Source organism: Chryseobacterium gambrini, from assembly GCF_900156825.1.
GTDB classification, from domain to species: Bacteria; Bacteroidota; Bacteroidia; order Flavobacteriales; family Weeksellaceae; genus Chryseobacterium; species Chryseobacterium gambrini.
In genome coordinates, this window is the sequence record NZ_FTOV01000008.1 from 162,760 (window position 1) to 182,108 (window position 19,349).

A 19,349-nucleotide genomic window follows, 5' to 3' on the forward strand; every position below is an offset into this window, starting at 1 on the left:
AAAATTGCAACCAAAGCTTTAATAAACTTAAAATAAAGTAATTACGTCTTAACGATTGTTAATTAAAAAAATAATGGATATGATTAATGCTGATTTATCAGGAACATTTAGGATTGTAAATTGGGGGAACAATGGCAAGTAAATTTCTTGATTTTTTATATATTTAAAGAAAACTATTAATTATGTTCATCTTAGTGCTACCCAAGTCCAAAGATCGAAATCGAAACTATTAACTAAAAAATGAATTGGAATAACTTTCTGGTGTATGGCAACAATTATGATGTGGCCTTCGAAATGCTCTGTAATCAACTATTTGAAAGCTATCTAAAACGTACTTATGGAGATGAACTTGTTAAATTTAGAGCTGTAAATGGTGCGGCAGGGGATGGAGGAATTGAGGCTTATGGAATTTTGAAAGGGGGAAGTATTTTGGCAGTACAGGCGAAGTGGTTTAGAGCGACACTTACTAAAACTCAGTTTAAGCAAATTGAAGAGTCTATTAATACAGCCTTGGCACTTCGTCCTGAAATAGCCGAATATATTATATGTATCCCTCGGGATCTTTCTTCATTAAAATTTGTAAGAGGTAAAAAAGGTGAAGCTAAGCAACCTGCAAAAGAACATGAGGATAAATTAGTTGATGCATTTACTCAGGAAATGCTAGAAGAGCATCCTACATTAAAGATTACATGGTGGTTTGACCATGATCTGGATTTTGAGATTGCGCAATCTGGAAACGAGGGAATGTATAAGTTCTGGTTTGAAAAGGAAGTCGTTTCACTAGAATATCTAAAAGAACTTTTTGAATTAAGCAGGGTAGGATGGCTGGAAGAGCGCTATATACCAGAACTACATGCGCAGGGTTTAATCCATAAGAGTATCCAGGAATTATCTTTTTCACAGGAATTTCGAAATGGTTTTACAGCTGATCTCGCTGAATTTAAGGACTTACTTAACCAGATCATAAAAAGAATACAAGCATTTATAAAAAATAAAGCAAGTGTATCAATAGAGCCAGACCTATTAACAAATTTTATTTTACATCTTGAAAAGGAAATCGAGCATTTAAATGCAATGATTGATGCCCTTGGCGTGGGGAATGATCTATATAAAGTTGAAGGTCAAAAGAATTATGATGTAGATAGAATATTGACCAAACTAAAACGTATCGTTCCTTTAAACGGACAAAATGGAGTTGTTTCTGATTTGATAGACGTAATTGTGAAATATACCGATTTTAAGGAGCAAGACATAGAATCTGTCTTCTCGGCAACAATGCGTCTTATCCTAGGTGATCCGGGAACTGGGAAAACCCACGGATTGACAAATGCTGTTGACATTCATATTAAGAAAGGTTTTCCAGCAATTATTATCCAAGCCAAAGGAGCAAAGTCCAATGACTGGACAAGTCTGTTAAGTTCATCTCTTTCCCTGCCGGGATGGACGAAGGATCAGATATTTTCTGCATTTCAGGCACTCGCAATACAATCTGAACATAAGCGGGCAACAAATACATCAGACCCAGACTTTGAACACACAAAGATCTTGATCTGTATTGACGGACTTGAAGAAGATTTCGGAAAGGAGGGTATATGGTATGCCCGTATGCGAGAGGCAGAGGTTTTTATGCGTACTTATCCAAGGCTTAAGTTTGTTTTTTCTGCTAGAAGTTACTTTTATCAGAAAACGAAAATTCCAAAAGGAAAAGGTTTTGCAACTGTTTTTCTGCCTAGAGAGGGTGACGTACCAGTATGGAGTGTTGCCGAAGAATATTTTAGTGAAGAGCATTTTAATATCCGGATTGACTCATTCACAAAAGTACGTGGGATTGATTCATTATTTGCTTTGAGGCTCTTTTGTGAAGAGTATCAAGGTCAGACTATTGAAAAGGAGGAAGATATCCTTACTGCAACAATGGATCTCCTTGAAAAAAAAATCGACCGCATAGAGGAGACATTTAAATCAATTAGTGAACAACAATTCAGTCAGGGCCGTACTCCCGTCAGGGATGCTCTTGAGGCAGTCTCAGATGCCTTTTGTACAAAAAGTGAGCTGGATCATACTGAATTGAGTAATGTTTTGAAACCTAATGTGGGTGAATATTTGTCTTCCTTTGAGGTTCTAATTGATTTTCTGGTTAATAATGGAATGTTAATCCGTTCGGAGGTATTCGATCAGGGAATTGGGATGAAAAAGAAAAGATCCGTCTACCGGATGCTTAGTAATTCTGTAATTGAAATGATTATTGCAGGAAGACTTGCCACCGAGATCTCAAATGGCACAATAGCTAATATTCCAACCGAATTTAAAAATATAGGTCAGGAATTGGGGGCTGAAGAAACAGTTTCTGCCCAATTAATTTTACAGTCCACGGTCGACCGTCTTTTTATTTCACAGAATAAACTTATTGGTGATGATGGATTTTTGACTGATGGGGTGGAACAGGGAAAAATTAGTTCCTTACGTTTAACAGCACTTGTCAATGCTAAGGGCGAACAGGTGGAAAAATATAAGGCAGAGGTCGAAGAAATGCTATTAAGTCCTGGAGAAAATCAGTTTAATGTCCTTGCTAATTTAATTCTGCCTGCGAGTCGTTTTAATGAGAATCCATTCGGTGCACTCTTTCTTCATAATGTTTTAAAAGAACGGGGTACCACCTTTGAACGAGATAAAAAATGGTCTGGATTAGATCACCATGAAGAATTTATATTAAAAGTAAAAGATGGTCGCTCATATTCAGTAAAGGACGCACTTATTGGTTTTGCCGGCGAATATTTAGACCTTTCTCCATATTCCTTTTATGATGAAACACCATTGGTCTTTGGTTGGGCGCTTTCAAATATAGACCAGGATTTACGCAGCCGATTACGTGCTTCTTTGACTGTGTGGGCATTGAAACAACCTGAGGAATTTGAAAAATTACTTGACAAACTGTTTCCTGAAAATGATCCACAGATTCAGGAGGACTTGTCATCCATTATGTTAGCACTAGCAGGGAAGTTAAAAGACCCCATTTCAATAGAACGATTAGCCAGATGGTCACTCAACAATGTATTTAATCATGTTGTTGAGCACAGAAATGTAATTGTGAGACAAGGTATGCGCGCAATTGTAGAAAGGGCATATGGCTTAGGTCTGCTCAACAGCTGGGAAGTTGAAACTTCTAGGCCAAGACACCTTGCAAATGATGTTTTGATCCCACTGGACAACGATGCACTGGAAGATGGCAGTGAACAGATTTATCCCATTGTAAGTGATCTGGCTTGGTATGTGATTAAGAAGGCTTACAATAAATTCTTGGACCACGAAGACACCGATGAGGCTGTTGAATTCTTGCATCGGTTTAGTTTAGAAAATGAAAATGTAGAGTTGTATCCTCATGTCTGGGGTATGGCAGCTGCAATTGCTTATATTAAAAATCTAGGTTTTAATAGGAACGAAGGAAATTCATTTACTGATGATACACATGGAAGTAAGAGCAAGATTTACACTTATGAAGAAAAATATACCTGGCTTGCTGTCCATTATTTACAGGGCTACCTTTCCGATAACCTATCTCCGGCAGACTTAGCGGAAAATGTTGTGATCAGTGATTATTCGTTATTGTCACCCATTCCAAATCCGGCTGAATCAAAATACTTTCGGTCAAGAGCTGGAACACAGAGAAATCCTCCAAGGTGGATTATTAAAAGTCCTCTTGTAAAAGAGAGGACAGATGATGAGCAAATAAATGATTTTATTAAAGAATCTATTGATTCTGAGCCAGAGTTAAATTTTTGTGATTGGATAGATTTTAGTGAAAACGACTTTTCTCTAAAAGGGGAAAAGCCGATGCTTGCTTTGTATAATAAAACAAAAGTTCATGACTCGCAGGAATTATATATGGGACTGTTGATTGTGCGTGCGACTTTTGTTAAAAAAGGCAGCATGGATGGATTAAGCGATTGCAAAGACGAACTTTATTTCGTTGAAAATTTGGACAGTCTTGTAGCACATCCTGAAACTCATACATACAGTAATCCAACGGACCTTGTGTGGATGGAATGGATAGGAGAAATGGAAAGTGAGGATTATTTTATAAATGTGGAGGGAGCTCAGGAAGTTGTTCTTAAAACTATTACTAAAGTAACAACAGATGATTCAAGTGATGGCGAGCAATCGTCAATAATTCCCGCTAAAGCAGTACGAAAGTTAGTTGGTATTGTTGATTTGGCCGACGGCATGTTTAGGGATCGTGAGGGAAAAGTAGTTGGTACGCAACAGGAGATAAAAGATAATAGAGGAAACTACCAGGAATTATTGGTTATTGATAAAGAGAAGATGATGGATAGGCTGGCCAAGGAAGGATTAGAAATGATTTGGTTTGCCGAGTTTCTTCAACATACTAACTACTCAAACAAAACATTAGCAGCAGTTCCAAATTATCAGAAGGTCAGAAAATATATGGTAAAATATAGCGGCAACGAATTTGAAGTTCAGAAATTCTGGGACGCGAGGTATACAAATAAACGTTGAATTTATTTGAATGAACAGTAGTTTGTTGTCGATCAGTTTTTAAATAAATTATTAGAGGAGGCTCTCGCAAAAAGTACAAATACTATGATGCTCCTTTAAATAATAAAATGTGTCGGACAGCAGTAATTCAGTTTATTAAGTTCGTCAAAGTAAGTCTCTTTTTATATGCTCAATTAAATGATAACCAGTTTAAAAAGTAACCTATTCTAATGGAAAAGTCGCAACAAGAAATTAACCAAATTCAACAAAAATATAGTAAACAGATTGAGCAAATGCGTAAAATGCTATTAAACATGTATGCTGTTTCCAATATCAGATTTTGGTATTCATGTTTATCCAACTTTCGTAAGTCTGATGACATGTTTAAAGATATCATGCAGATGGACGCATTCGCAACGAGCATAATTATATCGTATGGAAGAATTTTTGGTAAAGGAACGGGAACTACTAAGCTTGAAGAGAAAATTATACCGTTAGATCTTCTTAATATCCATAACGAAATTATTGACTTTAGACATGCTAAGTATGCTCATCATGGAGAACTTTCAAGTTTTGAAAGAGATATAGAAATTCATTACGTAGACTCAAGCTTTATCATAGATCCCAAGCTTGAAGTAGGAGTATGGTTGGGCGCTCCAAAAAAATGGGCTCCACTGTTTGAATGGCTAGATGGCTACATGTATGATACATTTCAGGCCAAACTAGCTTCTTTAACGAAAGAAACCGGAATAGAATGGAAGTTTCCACATGGTCCGGCTCCTTCTTGGATTAAGTAGGCATATAAGCGATTTAATTATACTCAGCGCAACACCATATTAAAAAGAATTGAGTATATCCTCGATTTCATAGTTTTGGAAATTGATCCTTTAGCAATAAGTATGAATTCTTTCATTAAACCTCATATGTAAGTTCAGGGACTTCCGAATACACAAAGGCTTTGGTTGGAGTACCGGTGGTCTTAAAATCTTTTTCGATCGTATAAGCATCCATTTCGGAAGCGCTGATTTGATAAGTTGCAAGTTCCGTGATTCGTTCCTCACTAAGATCTTGCATCATCCATTCCCATGCAAGCTCATCTGGCAACATGGTAGGCATACGATTTTTAGAGTTATGAATTTGTCTCATTAGAGGATTTGCTTCTGTTGTTACCAGAGCCACGGTATCCACCGTTTCTCCTGTGTCCTTATCAGTCCAATTTTGCCAGATTGCAGCAATAAAAAAATAATTCTTATTTTTGAGACCGATGTGATAAGGATATTTATCCGCTGTTTTGAGCGGTTGATTAGTTCTCTTGTTTAGACGGAAAATATGTCTCCACTCATAAAATTCACTTGACAGTATTAAACATCGTCTTTCCAGCGCCGCTTTCCGAAACATTTTTTCACGACCTGTATTTTCATCCTTCATAAGCAGCTCTTCACCTTTTGCATTTAATGTTGTGTAAGCCTGGTGCCATTTTCCGTTCCCATCTTTATAGCCAAAACGCATTTTCTTAACCTCTTCTCTGTTTTTTGTATAAGAGGGGATAAAGCCCCATTCCATTTGGACGATATCGAAATTGCATCTATCTTCCGTTGGGCGTAAAACAGCAATATTTCCGTAGTTAAATCCTTCGTGAATTTCTTGATCTAAAAAATCATAATTCATTACTGCTTTTTCGAGATCCATTAAGCGAATGAATTCATCTCTAGATACCCGTTGTCCATTGTAATAACACATATGATTAAGTTTTTAAATGTTCACTAATTTCTTTACCGAATAGCTCCGCCTCTTTCTGTCTTCCTTGTGGAATACTTGTCCAGACTTCACCAGCCCACGTTTTGGCTGAAGTTATTACCAAGGGAGCTCTATTATCGTCAAAAACGAGTCGAAAAATTTGCTGATCCTTTAAAGTGTGTTCAATTACAACAACTTTTAAGCCATTGATCTCGATTTCAAACTTACTGTTCTCGAACAAATTACCCATTTTATATAACATTACTATTCGCCTATATAAATTTAGCAATTCTTGGTGATAATTAATACAACTCGATGCTTTCGCATTATACAGAGCTTATTAGGAAAGTGTAGGTTATTTAAGGTAAGTTTTACACTGATTTAGATGTTGGCCATGCAATGTTGGTAATTTTTCGATTCCGAAAATAATTATGGAGAATGGCTACAAAAAAAAGAAGAAATGGAAGCAGTTATAGTGGGAATGGTTCAAATTTGAAAGATATTGGACTTGAGCACCTTATGAAATTGGATGAGTTGCCCATTGAACAGTCAATGATAATGCTAAAAGAGGCAGGTATAGATGTGGATGAAGAGGAAGCAATTAAAATTATGGAGTTTTTGCATCTATTGGCAAGGATCACCATCAAGGAAATATTCTCTCCCGATTAAAAGTTTTTTGTAATTTTGTGTAATTAGATTTTCTAGTAAATTTTTAAGGATCAGATGGTTGCTAATTCTCTTGTTGGCACTGCTAATTTCATTACCAAATTAAATAACTGAATTATGATCGCAGATTTATATATCCGAGTATCTACAGACGAACAGGCCGATAAGGGGTACTCGCAGAGGGACCAGGAAGAGCGTTTGCGTCTTCATTGTGATAGGCTAGCTATTACGATCGACAGAGTAATTTTCGAAGACCATTCTGCCAAAAGTTTTGATCGCCCCGAGTGGAAAAGTTATCTACAAAGTTTCAAAAGAAGCCGCGGATATCGCGAGGAGCGCTTAATTTTGTTTACTAAATGGGACAGATTTAGCAGGAATACCTCCGAAGCCTACCAAATGATCGGACACCTTAAAAAAAATAATATATTACCTCAGGCTATTGAACAGCCATTGGATCTAAGTATACCCGAAAATAAAGTGCTCTTAGCTATTTACCTGTCAACTCCTGAAGTTGAGAATGATAGGAGAGCACTAAATGTGACCAATGGAATGCGACGTGCAATTAAAGAGGGGCGGCTGATGGGAATAGCCCCTTACGGTTATGTAAACAAGTGTACTGAGGATGGTAGAAAGTATGTTGCCGTAAAACAACCAGAAGCTTCGAATATAATCTGGGCTTTTGAACAAGTGGCAAAAGGCCATCTTCCAACTGCAAAGGTGAGAGTGGAAATGAATAAGAGAGAGGGTAAAAATATTTCTAGTAATGCTTTTATGGTTGCATTGAGGAATGTTACTTATTGTGGTAAAATATATGTGCGTGCTTATAAAAATGAAGAGGAGGACATTGTGCCGGGTAAACATGAGGCATTAATTTCGGAGGAGTTGTTTTTAAAAGTTCAGCATGTCCTGAAAAAGAAAGGTACAAAGGATCTCAGATTGCCAGGAGGAAGGATAATCAATGAAGAAAGATATCCTCTGCGTGGTCTTCTGCTTTGTCCAAATTGTGGCAAGAATCTGACGGCGAGTAGTTCAAAGGGGCATACAAAACATTATTACTATTATCATTGTACCACAGCCTGTGGATTTAGACACCATTCTGATAAAGTTAACAAACTTTTTAAAGAAGAGCTTTCCAAATATGATTTTCCGACCGGAGTCTTAGAAATCTTAAAGAAGATCATCGTAAAAAATACAAAGTCTACTTCTGAGAATTTTGATGGTGAACGTAGTACTCTTAAGAGCAGAATTAGTGAATTAAATGATAGAATTAGTAAGGCGCGGGATATGTACCTGTCGGACAAAATTGATGAAGAGGATTTTAGGGATATTAAAAATAGATATAAAGGAGAACTGGATGACCTTGAATATAAACTTAGCCTGTTGGTAAAGTCAGAACGAAAAGAAGGCGTAGAAGATAAAATTGGCAAAGCACTAAAAATAGTTGGAAATATTTCAGAGAGATATATAAATGCTAGCCCTATAGACAAGCGCGCAATTGTAAGTTTGATATACCCTGAAAAGATAATTTTTGATGGAAGCGATTTTCAAACTAGCAAAATCAACTCTTTTGTTGATCATATCTTCCTGATTAGGAGGGAGTTATCAAAGCAAAAAAAAGGGGATTTAAATTCGAAAAATTTAAACCCCCGTCTTGTGACCTCGACAGGATTCAAACCTGTAACCTTCTGAGCCGTAATCAGATGCGCTATTCAGTTGCGCCACGAGGCCCTTGTTTCCTTATCGTTTAAAGGTTTGCAAATATAGCACTTTTTTCTTTTCTTTGAAAGATGAAATCAAGAATTTTACTATTAATCGCGTTTTTCGCGCTAACCTCTTGTAAAAGAGAGATAAAAAATTCACCTTCGGAAGCTGTTTCAGTTTCAAATTTGGTGCAGTACAAGGAAGAGAATGGAGGAATACACATCAAATCGGGAAATTTCACCTATGATTTCAAGAAAAATCAGCTTCCTTTTAAAAGAATTATCCTGCTGAATGCAAGTATGGCGGGATATATTTCCGGTCTTAATGCAGAAAATCTCATTATCGGCGTTTCAAATCCGGAATATATTTATTCAGAAAAAATTCAGAATTTAATTAAGCAGGGAAAAATTCAGAATTTGGGAAGCGAGCAGAAATATGACGTGGAAAAAATTATTTCACTAAAACCCGACGCTATTTTTACCAATCATATCGCAAGTTTTGACAATACCTACCAATTGCTGAAAAACAACGGAATTCAGGTCATTTTTCTGGATGAATATCTGGAGCAGAAACCTTTGGAAAAAACAGCTTATATAAAGCTTTTCGGAAAACTTTTCGGAAAAGAAAAAGAAGCAGATGCAAAATTTGATGAGGTGAAAAAAAATTACAGTGATCTGAAAAAACTGGCGCTTACCGCAAAAGAAAAGCCAACCGTTTTGGCGAACGAAATGTATGGAGATGTTTGGTATCTTCCGGGAGGAAAAACTTCTGCCGCAAATTTTATTTCCGATGCCAATGCAGAATATATTCTTAAAGACAATACAGATCAGAAAGCCGTAACCATGAGCTTTGAAGAAGTATTTGCAAAATCAGGCAAAGTACAATACTGGATTAATGCAGGAAATCATATCTCCAAAAAAGAAATGTTGGGCATGAATCCTTTTTACAGCAAACTGGAGGTATTCAACAAAGGAAAAATCTATGTGATTACAGGAAAGGAAAAAGGACAGGCAAATGATTTTTTTGAAAGCGGCGTGGTGCGTGCAGATTTGGTATTAAAAGATTATATTAAAATTTTTCATCCGGAACTTTTACCCGGTTATCAGCTTACTTACATGAAAGAATTGCAATAACTCGGAGTATTTCCTTATTTTTGACTTTCTTTTTTAAAAATTATGTGGAAAAAAATTAAACAGATTATATTTATTCTTCTTATTCTGAACGTAGTTTTTATTGTGTGGGGCAGGTTTTTCAATCCTCCCATCACGCTTACCCAGATTGGCGGACTCTTCGAATACGGAAGGTTGCAGAGAGATTATATTTCCTATGATGAAATGGGAAGTAACGTAAAAAAAGCTGTAATTGCTTCTGAAGATCAGAAATTTTTCGATCATGACGGTTTCGATTATACAGCCATCGAAAAAGCCATGAAAAACAATGAAAAAGGCAAGAAACTAAGAGGAGGAAGCACAATTTCCCAGCAGACTGCAAAAAATATTTTTCTTTGGCAGGGCAGAAGCTGGATCAGAAAAGGACTGGAAGCAGTGTATACTTTTATCATCGAAAAAGTCTGGAATAAAGACATCATTCTTGAAAGATATCTGAATTCCATTGAAATGGGACAGGGCGTTTTCGGGATAGAAGCCGCTTCGGAATACTATTTCGGGAAATCTTCCAAAGATCTCACCACTTCAGAAGCAGCCTGGATTGCAGCCGTTTTACCCAACCCTAAAAAATACGATCCCAAGAATCCGTCGCCGTATCTGAGAAAGAAACATAACTGGATCATGAGACAGATGAGGAATGTGCGTTTGAAATAGTATCTTTGCACCAATGAAACTTTTTAATTCCAGCACAAATTTTGACTCCGTTCTTAAAAAATATTTTTCTTTTAAGAATGAAACGGTTTCGCTAGATCCGCTTGCCGAAATTCTGAGCAGTGTAAAAAAATCTGATTTTACACATGTGCTTGATTTTTTCAGAAACAATCCTGAGCTTCTTGAAAATTTTAAATACTATCTTCATCATATATTTCAGGGAAAAGCCTTTAATTTATCGCTTACGGAAGCCAATATTCTTTCGGAGAATGCATTCTTTCCCGAGCTTAAAAAAAGAATTCTGAATAAAATTCTTCCGCCGGTCGTTAATGAAAATACGATCTGGTATATGGTTGATAACGTAAGTCTTACCCCAAAAGATGATTTGGGTTTCTTTCATAATCTTCCTGAAAATGAAATTGATGAGCTTTTCAGACTTTTAGGGATTTCAGATTTTATCATCAGTCCGGAAGTGAAGAAAGAAATGCTGTTCTCCATGAACATCCTTTCATGGCGTGTTACCGGTTCTGCGATGGAAGTTGAAGTCGTAAGAATGGCCCCTCAGTACAAAAATTTCGATAATCCTTTTCTGGCATTGCAAAATGAGCTGGAAGAACTGGCTGCAGATTTCGAAAAAGACAATCAGCTTCAGCTCAGTTCCAAAAACAGCCGTTATAAGCAGATTAAAATTTATATCGAGCAATGTCTGGAATTTGTAAATATTGCCTTTAAAAACTCCTCAAAATACGGAATTTCGGGGAAAATCAATCAGTCGCTTCTTAAAATCCGCCAACAGGTACAGCGAATTTTTGAAATCATTCAGCTTTTGGTTATTGATGAAGAGAAAGATGTTTTGTTAAATTCCAAACAGTTGTTTTTTAATATTTTAAGCTATAAATCTCACAGAAATAACATTTCTGAACTTATCAACGACAGTACAAGGCTGATTTCGCACCTGATCACGAATCATACTGCCGAAACAGGAACCCACTACATCACTTCGAGCCGGAAAGAGTACATGACGATGTTCTACAAAGCGAGTGGAGGAGGAATTATTGTTGGTGCATTGTGTGTACTGAAAATGCTGTACGGATACATTCCCGGAAGCGATTTTTCTCATGCCTTTTTATATTCCATGAACTATGCGATGGGATTCGTGATGATCTATCTCATGGGTTTCACTTTAGCCACGAAACAGCCTGCAATGACGGCGGCAACAATGACGAAAGTGCTTGCAGAAGAAGGAAATATCAAAAGCAGCAGTACAGAATTTGCCCATTTGGTTTCCAAATTATTCAGAAGCCAGTTTATTGCTTTTGTCGGAAATGTTTTGCTTTCCTTCCCGATTGCTTTGCTGATTATTTACGGACTGGATGTATTTTTCTCGCAAAATTTAGCCATAGAAAGATCGGATAAATTACTGAAAGATCTGGATCCTTTTAAATCCAAAGCCATTCTTCACGCCTGTATTGCAGGATTTTATCTTTTCATTTCAGGAATTATTTCAGGGAATATCGGAAACAATTCTGTGTTCTATCAGATTCCGGAAAGAATTGCGAAAAGTATTTCTATCAGTCGTTTATTCGGTAAAAATTTTGCCAAAGGACTATCCAAATACTACGCTAAAAACTGGCCCGGAATTGTATCCAACTTCTGGTTCGGGGTATTTCTTGGGGCAACAGCTCCGGTAGGATTATTCTTAGGACTGGATCTTGATATTCGCCACATCACTTTTGCCGCAGGAAATTTAGCTTTGGGATTGTACGGGAAAGATTTCACAATCGATTCTTATACCTTCTTCATATCTTTGGTAACGGTTTTCCTGATTGGTTTTTTCAATTTTCTGGTAAGTTTCAGTTTGTCTATGTTTTTGGCTTTCAGATCCAGAAAACTGAATTTCGGACAGGTTGGAGAACTTTACAAAGGAATTTTCAGGTATTTTTTAAAACATCCGCTGAAGTTTTTCTTTCCGATACAATCCGGTCTTGATAAAAAAGCAGACGAACTCATGAGCAATACTAAATCTGCCAAACCTGAAGAAGAGTAAAATCTAATTTTTACAATATCTGAAGATCATCAAACTTCTCCACACCGAATTTATCCTGAAATTTTCTCAGGAAAAAGCTTTTCCGCATCTGGAAATCATGCTTCAAAAGCGGCGAGTTAATTTTTATAAAAACACATTTGTTTTCAATATTTACGCTTTTAATTTCGTTGAAAAGGCTTTCATCAAGATAATCCGAAAGAAAATCTTTAATCTCAAAAGCTAAAAGTTTATGCTCAAAACCATGAATTTTGGCAAAAGATTTTACAAGTTCCGAGGACTGGAATTCACGTTTTTTCTTCTTCATTTATTTTTCTTTGTATTGTGTTTGCATTCCTACCTTATTAAAAAATACTTCCAGTTTACTGTAGATATCATCACAATCGAAATCATCTTCAAACAAATTTTTAGGATCGGATGTAAAACCTCCACATTGAAAACAGATTTCAAAATAGGCGAAAATTTTATCATTTTCATCATAAAAAAGAATTGCGTTTCTCGGAAAGTAACATCCTGCTTTACTGAAAAGTCCCATTCTGTATTTCGCACACTCGTTAAAAATGATATCAGAAAGTTCCTGAATTTCCATAAGGGTTAGATTCTTTTGCTGTTGTGCTTTCTCAAGATTTTTGTTTGCTAAAATATCGGATAATTCTACGGGTAATTTTCTGTTTTCATCATTTTTAATGGCAATAGAGTCATCAATAAGCTGCGGAGTGTAAATAGGTTCTTTTTTAAAATCAAGATTATATGAAATTAGCTTTATTTTTGATGTTTTATTGAACGGAAATTTTTTTATACGGTTATTGAAAGTAATAGGTTTAAAGTCTTTATAGAATCTATCGTTGGAAAAATCATCAAGCAGGTCTTTCGGATTTTTCTTCTTTTGACCTGAATGAAAACAAGAACAAAAAGCAAAAAATAAAAACAGTATATTTTTCATGGTCTAAATCTCAAAAATGATACTTTCCTCATTAATCTTTTTTACTACACTTTCCGTGCGTTCACGATGTGTATCCGTAATAAAAATCTGTCCGAAATTTTCCTGATTCACCAGTTCTATCAATTGAGAAACACGGCTGTCATCCAGTTTATCAAAAATATCATCCAGCAAAAGAATAGGCGTTTTTTTTGTTAACTCTTTTATCAGACTCATTTGCGCCAGTTTCAAAGAAATTAAAAAGGATTTCTGCTGTCCCTGAGAACCGATTTTCTTAATTAAGACAGCATCCATTTCAAAAAGCAGATCATCTTTATGAATTCCTTTCGAAGTATAAGTCAGCATTCTGTCTCTTTCCAGACTTTCTTTCAGCAGATTTTCAAAGGAATTTTCAAGCAAATGAGACTCATAAAGTACAGAAACCGTTTCTTTTCCTCCTGAAATAATCCTGTAGAAATTCTGAACAATCGGATTTAATTTTTCAACGAATGTTTTTCTTTTAGTAAAAATTTTTGTTCCGAATTTAATAATCGGATCATCATAGATTTCCAGTGAATCTTTATCCCAAACCCTGTTTTTGGCGAAATATTTCAGCAAAGCATTTCTCTGCTGAATCGTTTTCTGGTACTGAATTAAATCAAAAAGATACTCAGAATCCGTTTGTGAGATCATAGAATCCAGAAATTTTCTTCTGCTTTCTCCCGAATCTGAAATTAAATTTGAATCATATGGAGAAATCATCACACTGGGTAAATAGCCAATGTGATCCGCCATTCTGTCGTAGCTCTTATCATTTTTTTTAATGACTTTTTTCGCTTCTTTAGGCTGAAGCACTTTGATGTTGTCTTCACTGTCATCATTCTGAATTTCAGCATCTATCGTAAAGAAATCTTCGTCATTTTTAATATTGTTGATATCCGTATTTCCCAAAAAACTTTTGCCTACGGAAAGATAATGAAGCGCATCCAGAATATTGGTTTTTCCCACGCCGTTATTCCCTACAAAACAATTGATTTGCGGAGAAAATTCGAATTTTTTCTCGGTGTGGTTCTTAAAATTGTACAGGGAAAGCTTCTTGATAATCATTCGTCAAAAATACTTCATTATTCCTAAAAATAAAAAGGGAAGTGCCGAACAAGTTTCTACCCCGAAGGAAAAATACAGATCATCTCTTTCGTTTTCAGAGAAATAGATGAAAATATAGGTGATGATGCTTGAAAGAAAAAAAGCAAGAGCATAATTGAAATCAAGATAAAAAACAGATAAAATATTGCTGATAAAAATAAGCAGATACGCCAGATATTTTGTGTTCTGAATGCCGATCATCGTGGGAAACGTTTTCACGGTATCAACATTCATATCCCGAATGTCGAAAGGTAAAACCAAAGCCGTAATGAAGAAAAAACTGATCAGGAAGATCGGGATGCTGAATTCCGGCAACGTAAGCCAGCAATTCATCAGTCCCCAAACCAATCCTACATAAAATACCTTCAGCAGAGGAATTTTGCGGATATAAACATCAAGAAAAAAGCTGTTGTACAGTAAACCTAAAACAACGATGACAAACCATTTCATCAACCGTATTTCGTTGTGGTTATGAATAATTAACAACGAGCAGATAACTCCTGCAACAGCATTCAGAATCAGAATTTTAAAAAAATGCTTTGTTTTCTGGTATTTGGTGTACAGATAACCGCTGAAATACGTTATAAAAAGGAGGAAAACCGTCGGATAGCGGAACGTGTTTTGCTCCAACATGAAAAATACTGCAAAAAGAGTTCCCGTTAAGGATACGTAAAACTGACTGTCTATAACGGATTTTTTCAGTACTTTTAAGAAATTCATTTATCAAAAATAACATATATGAAAAGATTTTCCAAGATTTTTATGCTTTTGCTTCTCCTGCTGAATTTTTCGGGGATTTCCGCCCAGAAATATTATGAAGAGCAATGGAAAAAAATATCAGCAAATTCCCAGAAAGGAGCGTATAAATCTAATCTTCCCATCATTTCAGAAATACAGAAACAGGCGATGAAAGATAACAATACTTTACAGCTTATCCAGTCTTTAAAGGCAGAATTCAGTATCGTAAACCAAACACAGGACGATGAAAAGAACGATTCCGTAAGCAGGCTTTTCAAAAAACTGAGTGATGTAGAAAAACAACTGAAAGACGATGACAGGATATTATTTGAAGTTCTGCTGAATGGTTTTTTCCTCGATTATTACAACCAACATTCCTGGGAGATCGAACAGCGTACCAATATCAATTCTCAGGATCTCTCGCAGATCGAGACATGGAGCAAGCTTGATTTTAAAAATTATCTGAATAAAAAATATCAGGAACTTGATCTGCAAAAAGATAATATGAGAAAAATTTCTCTTATAAAATATGAGAAGGCTTTTTCTTACAACGATTATATTTCCTATTTCCCGACTTTATGGAATTGGTATTCGACCAAAAAGATCGAATTTCTTTCTGATAATGATCTATTTACCAAAAATGAACTTACTGAAAATCAGATAAAGATTAATGCGATCTATGATGATCTGATAGCGCAGAATTCGGGCAATTCCAAATTGTATTTCATGCATAAAAAATTGCAGGATAACTGTAATTTCACACTGTGTAAAGATCGTCTGACTCAGCTTCAAAACCTTTTGAAAACGGAAATTGAAGGCGATTATAAAGTTCTGATCATGGAAGATATCATAGAGCAGTTGCTTTCCCAAAAAAAGGAAAAAGAAGCCCTTGCAGTTGCGGATCAGGCAAAAAAGCAGTATTCCAAATCTCCTTTTATTGATAATATTAAAAATAAAGAAAATCAGATCCTGAATCCGTTTCTGAATATTAAATATGAACAGCAGACCCAAAGCAATAAGCCGATTCATTTTGTGGCAGAATATAAAAATGTTTCCGCCTTTTCTATTACAATTTACGAAGTAAAAGAGGATCTCACTACTTTTTTACAGTACGCCAAAAACTCGTATTCTACTAAATTTAATAAGATTAAAAAAAATCTGGTTAGGAAAGAAGCTTATAAACTGGATGATCCGAAAGATTTTAAGAATCATAAAACGTCCTTAGAAATACAATCTCTTCCGCCGGGAATTTATCTTGCCGAATACAACGTTGCCGGAATCAGCGACAATGAAGCCGAAGCGGAAAAAGACTTTTATTTTCTGGTTTCGGATAACAGAATTATTTATCAGTCAAAAACAGGCAGAGATCAGTTATCCAATCAATTAAAATTAGTGAACAGTGAAAACGGACAACCCGTAATTAACGAAAATCTTACGTTTTATGAATTTGTTTCCAATAATAATTTAACCAAAATAAACGGTAAAACAGATAATAACGGTATTTTCAAATTTCCTGCGACAAAAAACAATGATTATTACAGAACATTCCTGATCCGACAGCCAAAAACCAATGATGTGCAGATCATGGAAGTCTATGGAGAAAGGGGTTACAATAGTGATCTGAACATAGAAACAAAACAAAGCAAGGTACAGATTTTCACAGACCGGGCAATTTACAGACCGGGACAGACGGTTTATTTTAAAGTCATTAATACACAGCGTGATAAAGATATAGAATCTGTAGTTGCCGGATTAAAACAGAAAATTACATTAACCGACACCAACGGACAGGATGTTTCTTCACAGACATTTACCACCAATGAATTCGGTTCTTATCACGGAAGTTTTGTGCTTCCGAAAGGGAAACTGAACGGAACTTTTTATCTGAGAACAGATGGAAATGACGGGTATAAAAATTTCAGAGTGGAGGAATATAAAAGACCGAAATTTGAAGTGACGTTCGATCCTGTAAAAGATGAGTACAAATACGGACAAACCATAGAACTGAAAGGGAAAGCCATGATGTTTTCCGGAGTCGCTTTAAGCAATACAACCGTTAATTATGAAATTAAAAAACGAAATATCCGCTGGAGATATTTTTCATGGTATCCGCAAAATGATGATGATAATGAAAACTCTGTTCTGGGAGAAGCAAAAACCAATGAAAAAGGAGAATTTATCATTAAAATTGATCCTGAAAAAGACGAAAATGTAGAAGGAATTCAGATTGATAATTATGAAATCAATGCCTCTGTTACAGATATCAACGGCGAGACACAGACTGCAGATACCCAGTTGAAAGTGGCTTCCGTTTCTCATTACATTCAGGCTGAAGAAATAAAGAATGTTTTTTCTGATGAAAATGTAAAACTGAATGTTGAAACAAAAAATTATAACGAACAGCTTCTTAAAAAATCGTATCAGGTAAAATTATTAAAACTGGTTTCTCCGGACAGAATTTTCAGACAGAATTTCAAATCTGAAGTTCAGGATTTACCAAAATTTTCAAAAGAAGAATTCATCAGCAGATTTCCACATGATTTTTACGATAAAAAGGATGAGCCTAAAAACCGGAAATCAACCGTAATTCTTGAAAAAACACAACAGCCAGTAACTAACGACCAACAACCAACAACCAATCTGGATTTAGGAAAACTGGAAGCCGGAGATTATCGGTTGGAACTGTATAATATTGAAGGAAAAGACACAATAAAAACTTTGCAGAATTTCAGTGTTTGGGATAAAAAATTGCTTAAACCCGATCAAAAAACTTTCCTGACGGTTGTGCAGTCCAAAAAAGAACTGAAAAGAGGAGAAAAAGCTGCATTTACGGTTTATTCTTCGGTTCCAAAAGCTCTTCTGAATATTTTTATACAAAATGGTTCCGGAAAAACGGTTTCTGAAGTTTTGCCTTTCAAAAACGGAATGCTGGAATATGCAGCAGATATTCCAAAAGATAAAGATATACGAGTTTTGAATGTACAGTTTCAGGTAGTTGCCTTTAATGATGTTCAGACAGAATCTGTAAATATGGATATAGATGATACTGATCAATCCTTAACGATTGAAACCATTACTTTCAGAGATAAAATTCAGCCGAATTCAAAAGAAAAATGGTCTGTAAAAATTTCAGGAAATGAGAAAGAGAAAATCAACGCCGAAGTTTTAGCGAATATGTATGATATGTCTTTGGATAAATTTGCTGTTAATCGATATGACTGGTACACTTTATATGCACCGTTTGTAAGTACAGTATCATACGAAGTGAGAGATTATCTGCGACAAAAATATTACCAGAAAAGATTAGATTATTTTTCAGGAGAACAGGTTGATGTTCCTGTTTTTAACTGGTTTGACGGAAGTATATTATGGATGTATAACAAAAGTAACCTTTTAGAAACCAGAACAGGAATGGTTAATGTAGAAGGCGTAAAAGCAGCGGCATATACACCGCCACCTCCGCCGCCGTCAGCAAAAGCTCGAATGAAATTATTAAGTGTAAGAATGGATGATGCGGCAATTGATATTCTTAATTCAGGAAGACAATTAACAGAACAGGAAAAGAAAGAATATTATGATGGAACCTATGGAGATGGTATACTGGATAAAGATGATAAACCTTTGGAAAATATTCCCGTTCGCCAAAACCTAAACGAAACCGCGTTTTTCTACCCGGATCTAAGAACCGATTCAGAAGGCAATATAAGCTTCGAATTCACTTCTCCGGAAGCACTGACAAAATGGAAGCTGATGTTTTTGGCACATACCAAAGACGCAAAAGCAGGAACACTGGAAAAAGAAGTCGTAACGCAGAAAGAATTTTCGGTAACGCCAAACTACCCAAGATTTTTGAGAGAAGGAGATGAACTGAATCTCCAGTCCAAACTATCGAACCTAACGAGCAAAAAATTAAACGGTTCGGCAGGTTTACAGATTCTGGATGCCTTCACCAATGAAGATATTTCGTCTCAGTTTGATTTAAATTCAGGCACTCAGAACTTTGATCTGAATGAAAACGGAAATTCAGCCTTGACATGGAAAATAAAAGTGCCAAACAATGTTTCATCCATTATTTTAAAAGTGGTGG

General features: G+C 35.8%; 14 protein-coding genes and 1 tRNA gene. 8 read left to right on the forward strand and 7 right to left on the reverse strand.

Annotation, left to right across the window (positions count from 1 at the left end):
- The first annotated feature begins 240 nt into the window (after positions 1–240).
- A complete protein-coding gene (locus tag BW951_RS15170) occupies positions 241–4,515 on the forward strand; it encodes a hypothetical protein (protein WP_076394391.1) in 4,275 nt (1,424 codons plus the stop codon).
- A gap of 209 nt (positions 4,516–4,724) precedes the next feature.
- A complete protein-coding gene (locus BW951_RS15175; protein ID WP_076394393.1) occupies positions 4,725–5,291 on the forward strand; it encodes a hypothetical protein in 567 nt (188 codons plus the stop codon).
- Positions 5,292–5,406: 115 nt separating this feature from the next.
- On the opposite strand, the gene BW951_RS15180 is transcribed toward BW951_RS15175, so the two are convergent.
- Together BW951_RS15180 and BW951_RS15185 are read right to left on the reverse strand one after the other, a co-directional pair.
- On the reverse strand, positions 5,407–6,183 hold the full coding sequence (locus tag BW951_RS15180) for an SOS response-associated peptidase (protein WP_076394395.1): 777 nt from the start codon (positions 6,181–6,183) through the stop codon (positions 5,407–5,409).
- A gap of 55 nt (positions 6,184–6,238) precedes the next feature.
- Positions 6,239–6,481 (reverse strand): hypothetical protein, encoded by a 243-nt coding sequence (locus BW951_RS15185; protein WP_139326172.1) that lies wholly within the window; start codon positions 6,479–6,481, stop codon positions 6,239–6,241.
- A 188-nt stretch (positions 6,482–6,669) separates the two neighbouring features.
- Here BW951_RS15185 and BW951_RS15190 point away from each other — a divergent pair, with 188 nt between their 5' ends.
- Both BW951_RS15190 and BW951_RS15195 read left to right on the forward strand, forming a co-directional pair.
- A complete protein-coding gene (locus BW951_RS15190) occupies positions 6,670–6,900 on the forward strand; it encodes a hypothetical protein (protein WP_076394399.1) in 231 nt (76 codons plus the stop codon).
- A gap of 114 nt (positions 6,901–7,014) precedes the next feature.
- The gene (locus BW951_RS15195; protein WP_076394401.1) at positions 7,015–8,586 is read left to right on the forward strand and encodes a recombinase family protein; all 1,572 of its coding nucleotides are present in this window, start codon (positions 7,015–7,017) and stop codon (positions 8,584–8,586) included.
- Here the strand turns inward: BW951_RS15195 and BW951_RS15200 are convergent.
- Positions 8,552–8,625: transfer RNA gene (locus BW951_RS15200), tRNA-Arg, on the reverse strand. The genes BW951_RS15195 and BW951_RS15200 overlap by 35 nt on opposite strands.
- A gap of 59 nt (positions 8,626–8,684) precedes the next feature.
- Here BW951_RS15200 and BW951_RS15205 point away from each other — a divergent pair.
- Genes BW951_RS15205 through BW951_RS15215 form a run of 3 tightly spaced genes read left to right on the forward strand, consistent with a single transcriptional unit; the run spans position 8,685 to position 12,462 of the window.
- A complete protein-coding gene (locus tag BW951_RS15205; RefSeq protein ID WP_076394403.1) occupies positions 8,685–9,731 on the forward strand; it encodes an ABC transporter substrate-binding protein in 1,047 nt (348 codons plus the stop codon).
- Positions 9,732–9,773: 42 nt separating this feature from the next.
- The gene (gene mtgA, locus BW951_RS15210; protein ID WP_076394405.1) at positions 9,774–10,418 is read left to right on the forward strand and encodes a monofunctional biosynthetic peptidoglycan transglycosylase; all 645 of its coding nucleotides are present in this window, start codon (positions 9,774–9,776) and stop codon (positions 10,416–10,418) included.
- A 13-nt stretch (positions 10,419–10,431) separates the two neighbouring features.
- Positions 10,432–12,462, forward strand: a complete 2,031-nt coding sequence (locus BW951_RS15215; RefSeq protein ID WP_076394406.1) for a recombinase — start codon at positions 10,432–10,434, stop codon at positions 12,460–12,462.
- A gap of 10 nt (positions 12,463–12,472) precedes the next feature.
- Here the strand turns inward: BW951_RS15215 and BW951_RS15220 are convergent, their stop codons facing one another.
- The 4 genes from BW951_RS15220 to BW951_RS15235 are packed head-to-tail and all read right to left on the reverse strand — an operon-like array spanning position 12,473 to position 15,244.
- Positions 12,473–12,766, reverse strand: coding sequence for a hypothetical protein (locus BW951_RS15220; protein ID WP_076394407.1), 294 nt, complete (start codon positions 12,764–12,766; stop codon positions 12,473–12,475).
- A complete protein-coding gene (locus BW951_RS15225; RefSeq protein ID WP_076394408.1) occupies positions 12,767–13,402 on the reverse strand; it encodes a hypothetical protein in 636 nt (211 codons plus the stop codon). It lies immediately after the preceding gene.
- A gap of 3 nt (positions 13,403–13,405) precedes the next feature.
- Positions 13,406–14,485, reverse strand: coding sequence for a DNA replication/repair protein RecF (gene recF, locus BW951_RS15230; protein WP_076394409.1), 1,080 nt, complete (start codon positions 14,483–14,485; stop codon positions 13,406–13,408).
- A 3-nt stretch (positions 14,486–14,488) separates the two neighbouring features.
- Complete coding sequence (locus BW951_RS15235) at positions 14,489–15,244, reverse strand: UbiA prenyltransferase family protein (RefSeq protein ID WP_076394410.1); 756 nt, start codon at positions 15,242–15,244, stop codon at positions 14,489–14,491.
- Between the two features lie 18 nt (positions 15,245–15,262).
- Here BW951_RS15235 and BW951_RS15240 point away from each other — a divergent pair.
- Positions 15,263–19,349, forward strand: a 4,087-nt coding sequence (locus tag BW951_RS15240) for an MG2 domain-containing protein (RefSeq protein ID WP_076394411.1), incomplete at its 3' end; no start/stop codon positions are given.

Coding starts and splice junctions, on each gene's coding strand:
- mtgA (WP_076394405.1), top strand. CDS start 9,774: ATGTGGAAAAAAATTAAACAGATTATATTTATTCTTCTTATTCTGAAC.
- BW951_RS15170 (WP_076394391.1), top strand. CDS start 241: ATGAATTGGAATAACTTTCTGGTGTATGGCAACAATTATGATGTGGCC.
- BW951_RS15235 (WP_076394410.1), bottom strand. CDS start 15,244: ATGAATTTCTTAAAAGTACTGAAAAAATCCGTTATAGACAGTCAGTTT.
- recF (WP_076394409.1), bottom strand. CDS start 14,485: ATGATTATCAAGAAGCTTTCCCTGTACAATTTTAAGAACCACACCGAG.
- BW951_RS15220 (WP_076394407.1), bottom strand. CDS start 12,766: ATGAAGAAGAAAAAACGTGAATTCCAGTCCTCGGAACTTGTAAAATCT.
- BW951_RS15180 (WP_076394395.1), bottom strand. CDS start 6,183: ATGGATCTCGAAAAAGCAGTAATGAATTATGATTTTTTAGATCAAGAA.
- BW951_RS15215 (WP_076394406.1), top strand. CDS start 10,432: ATGAAACTTTTTAATTCCAGCACAAATTTTGACTCCGTTCTTAAAAAA.
- BW951_RS15225 (WP_076394408.1), bottom strand. CDS start 13,402: ATGAAAAATATACTGTTTTTATTTTTTGCTTTTTGTTCTTGTTTTCAT.
- BW951_RS15185 (WP_139326172.1), bottom strand. CDS start 6,481: ATGGGTAATTTGTTCGAGAACAGTAAGTTTGAAATCGAGATCAATGGC.
- BW951_RS15190 (WP_076394399.1), top strand. CDS start 6,670: ATGGCTACAAAAAAAAGAAGAAATGGAAGCAGTTATAGTGGGAATGGT.
- BW951_RS15175 (WP_076394393.1), top strand. CDS start 4,725: ATGGAAAAGTCGCAACAAGAAATTAACCAAATTCAACAAAAATATAGT.
- BW951_RS15195 (WP_076394401.1), top strand. CDS start 7,015: ATGATCGCAGATTTATATATCCGAGTATCTACAGACGAACAGGCCGAT.
- BW951_RS15205 (WP_076394403.1), top strand. CDS start 8,685: ATGAAATCAAGAATTTTACTATTAATCGCGTTTTTCGCGCTAACCTCT.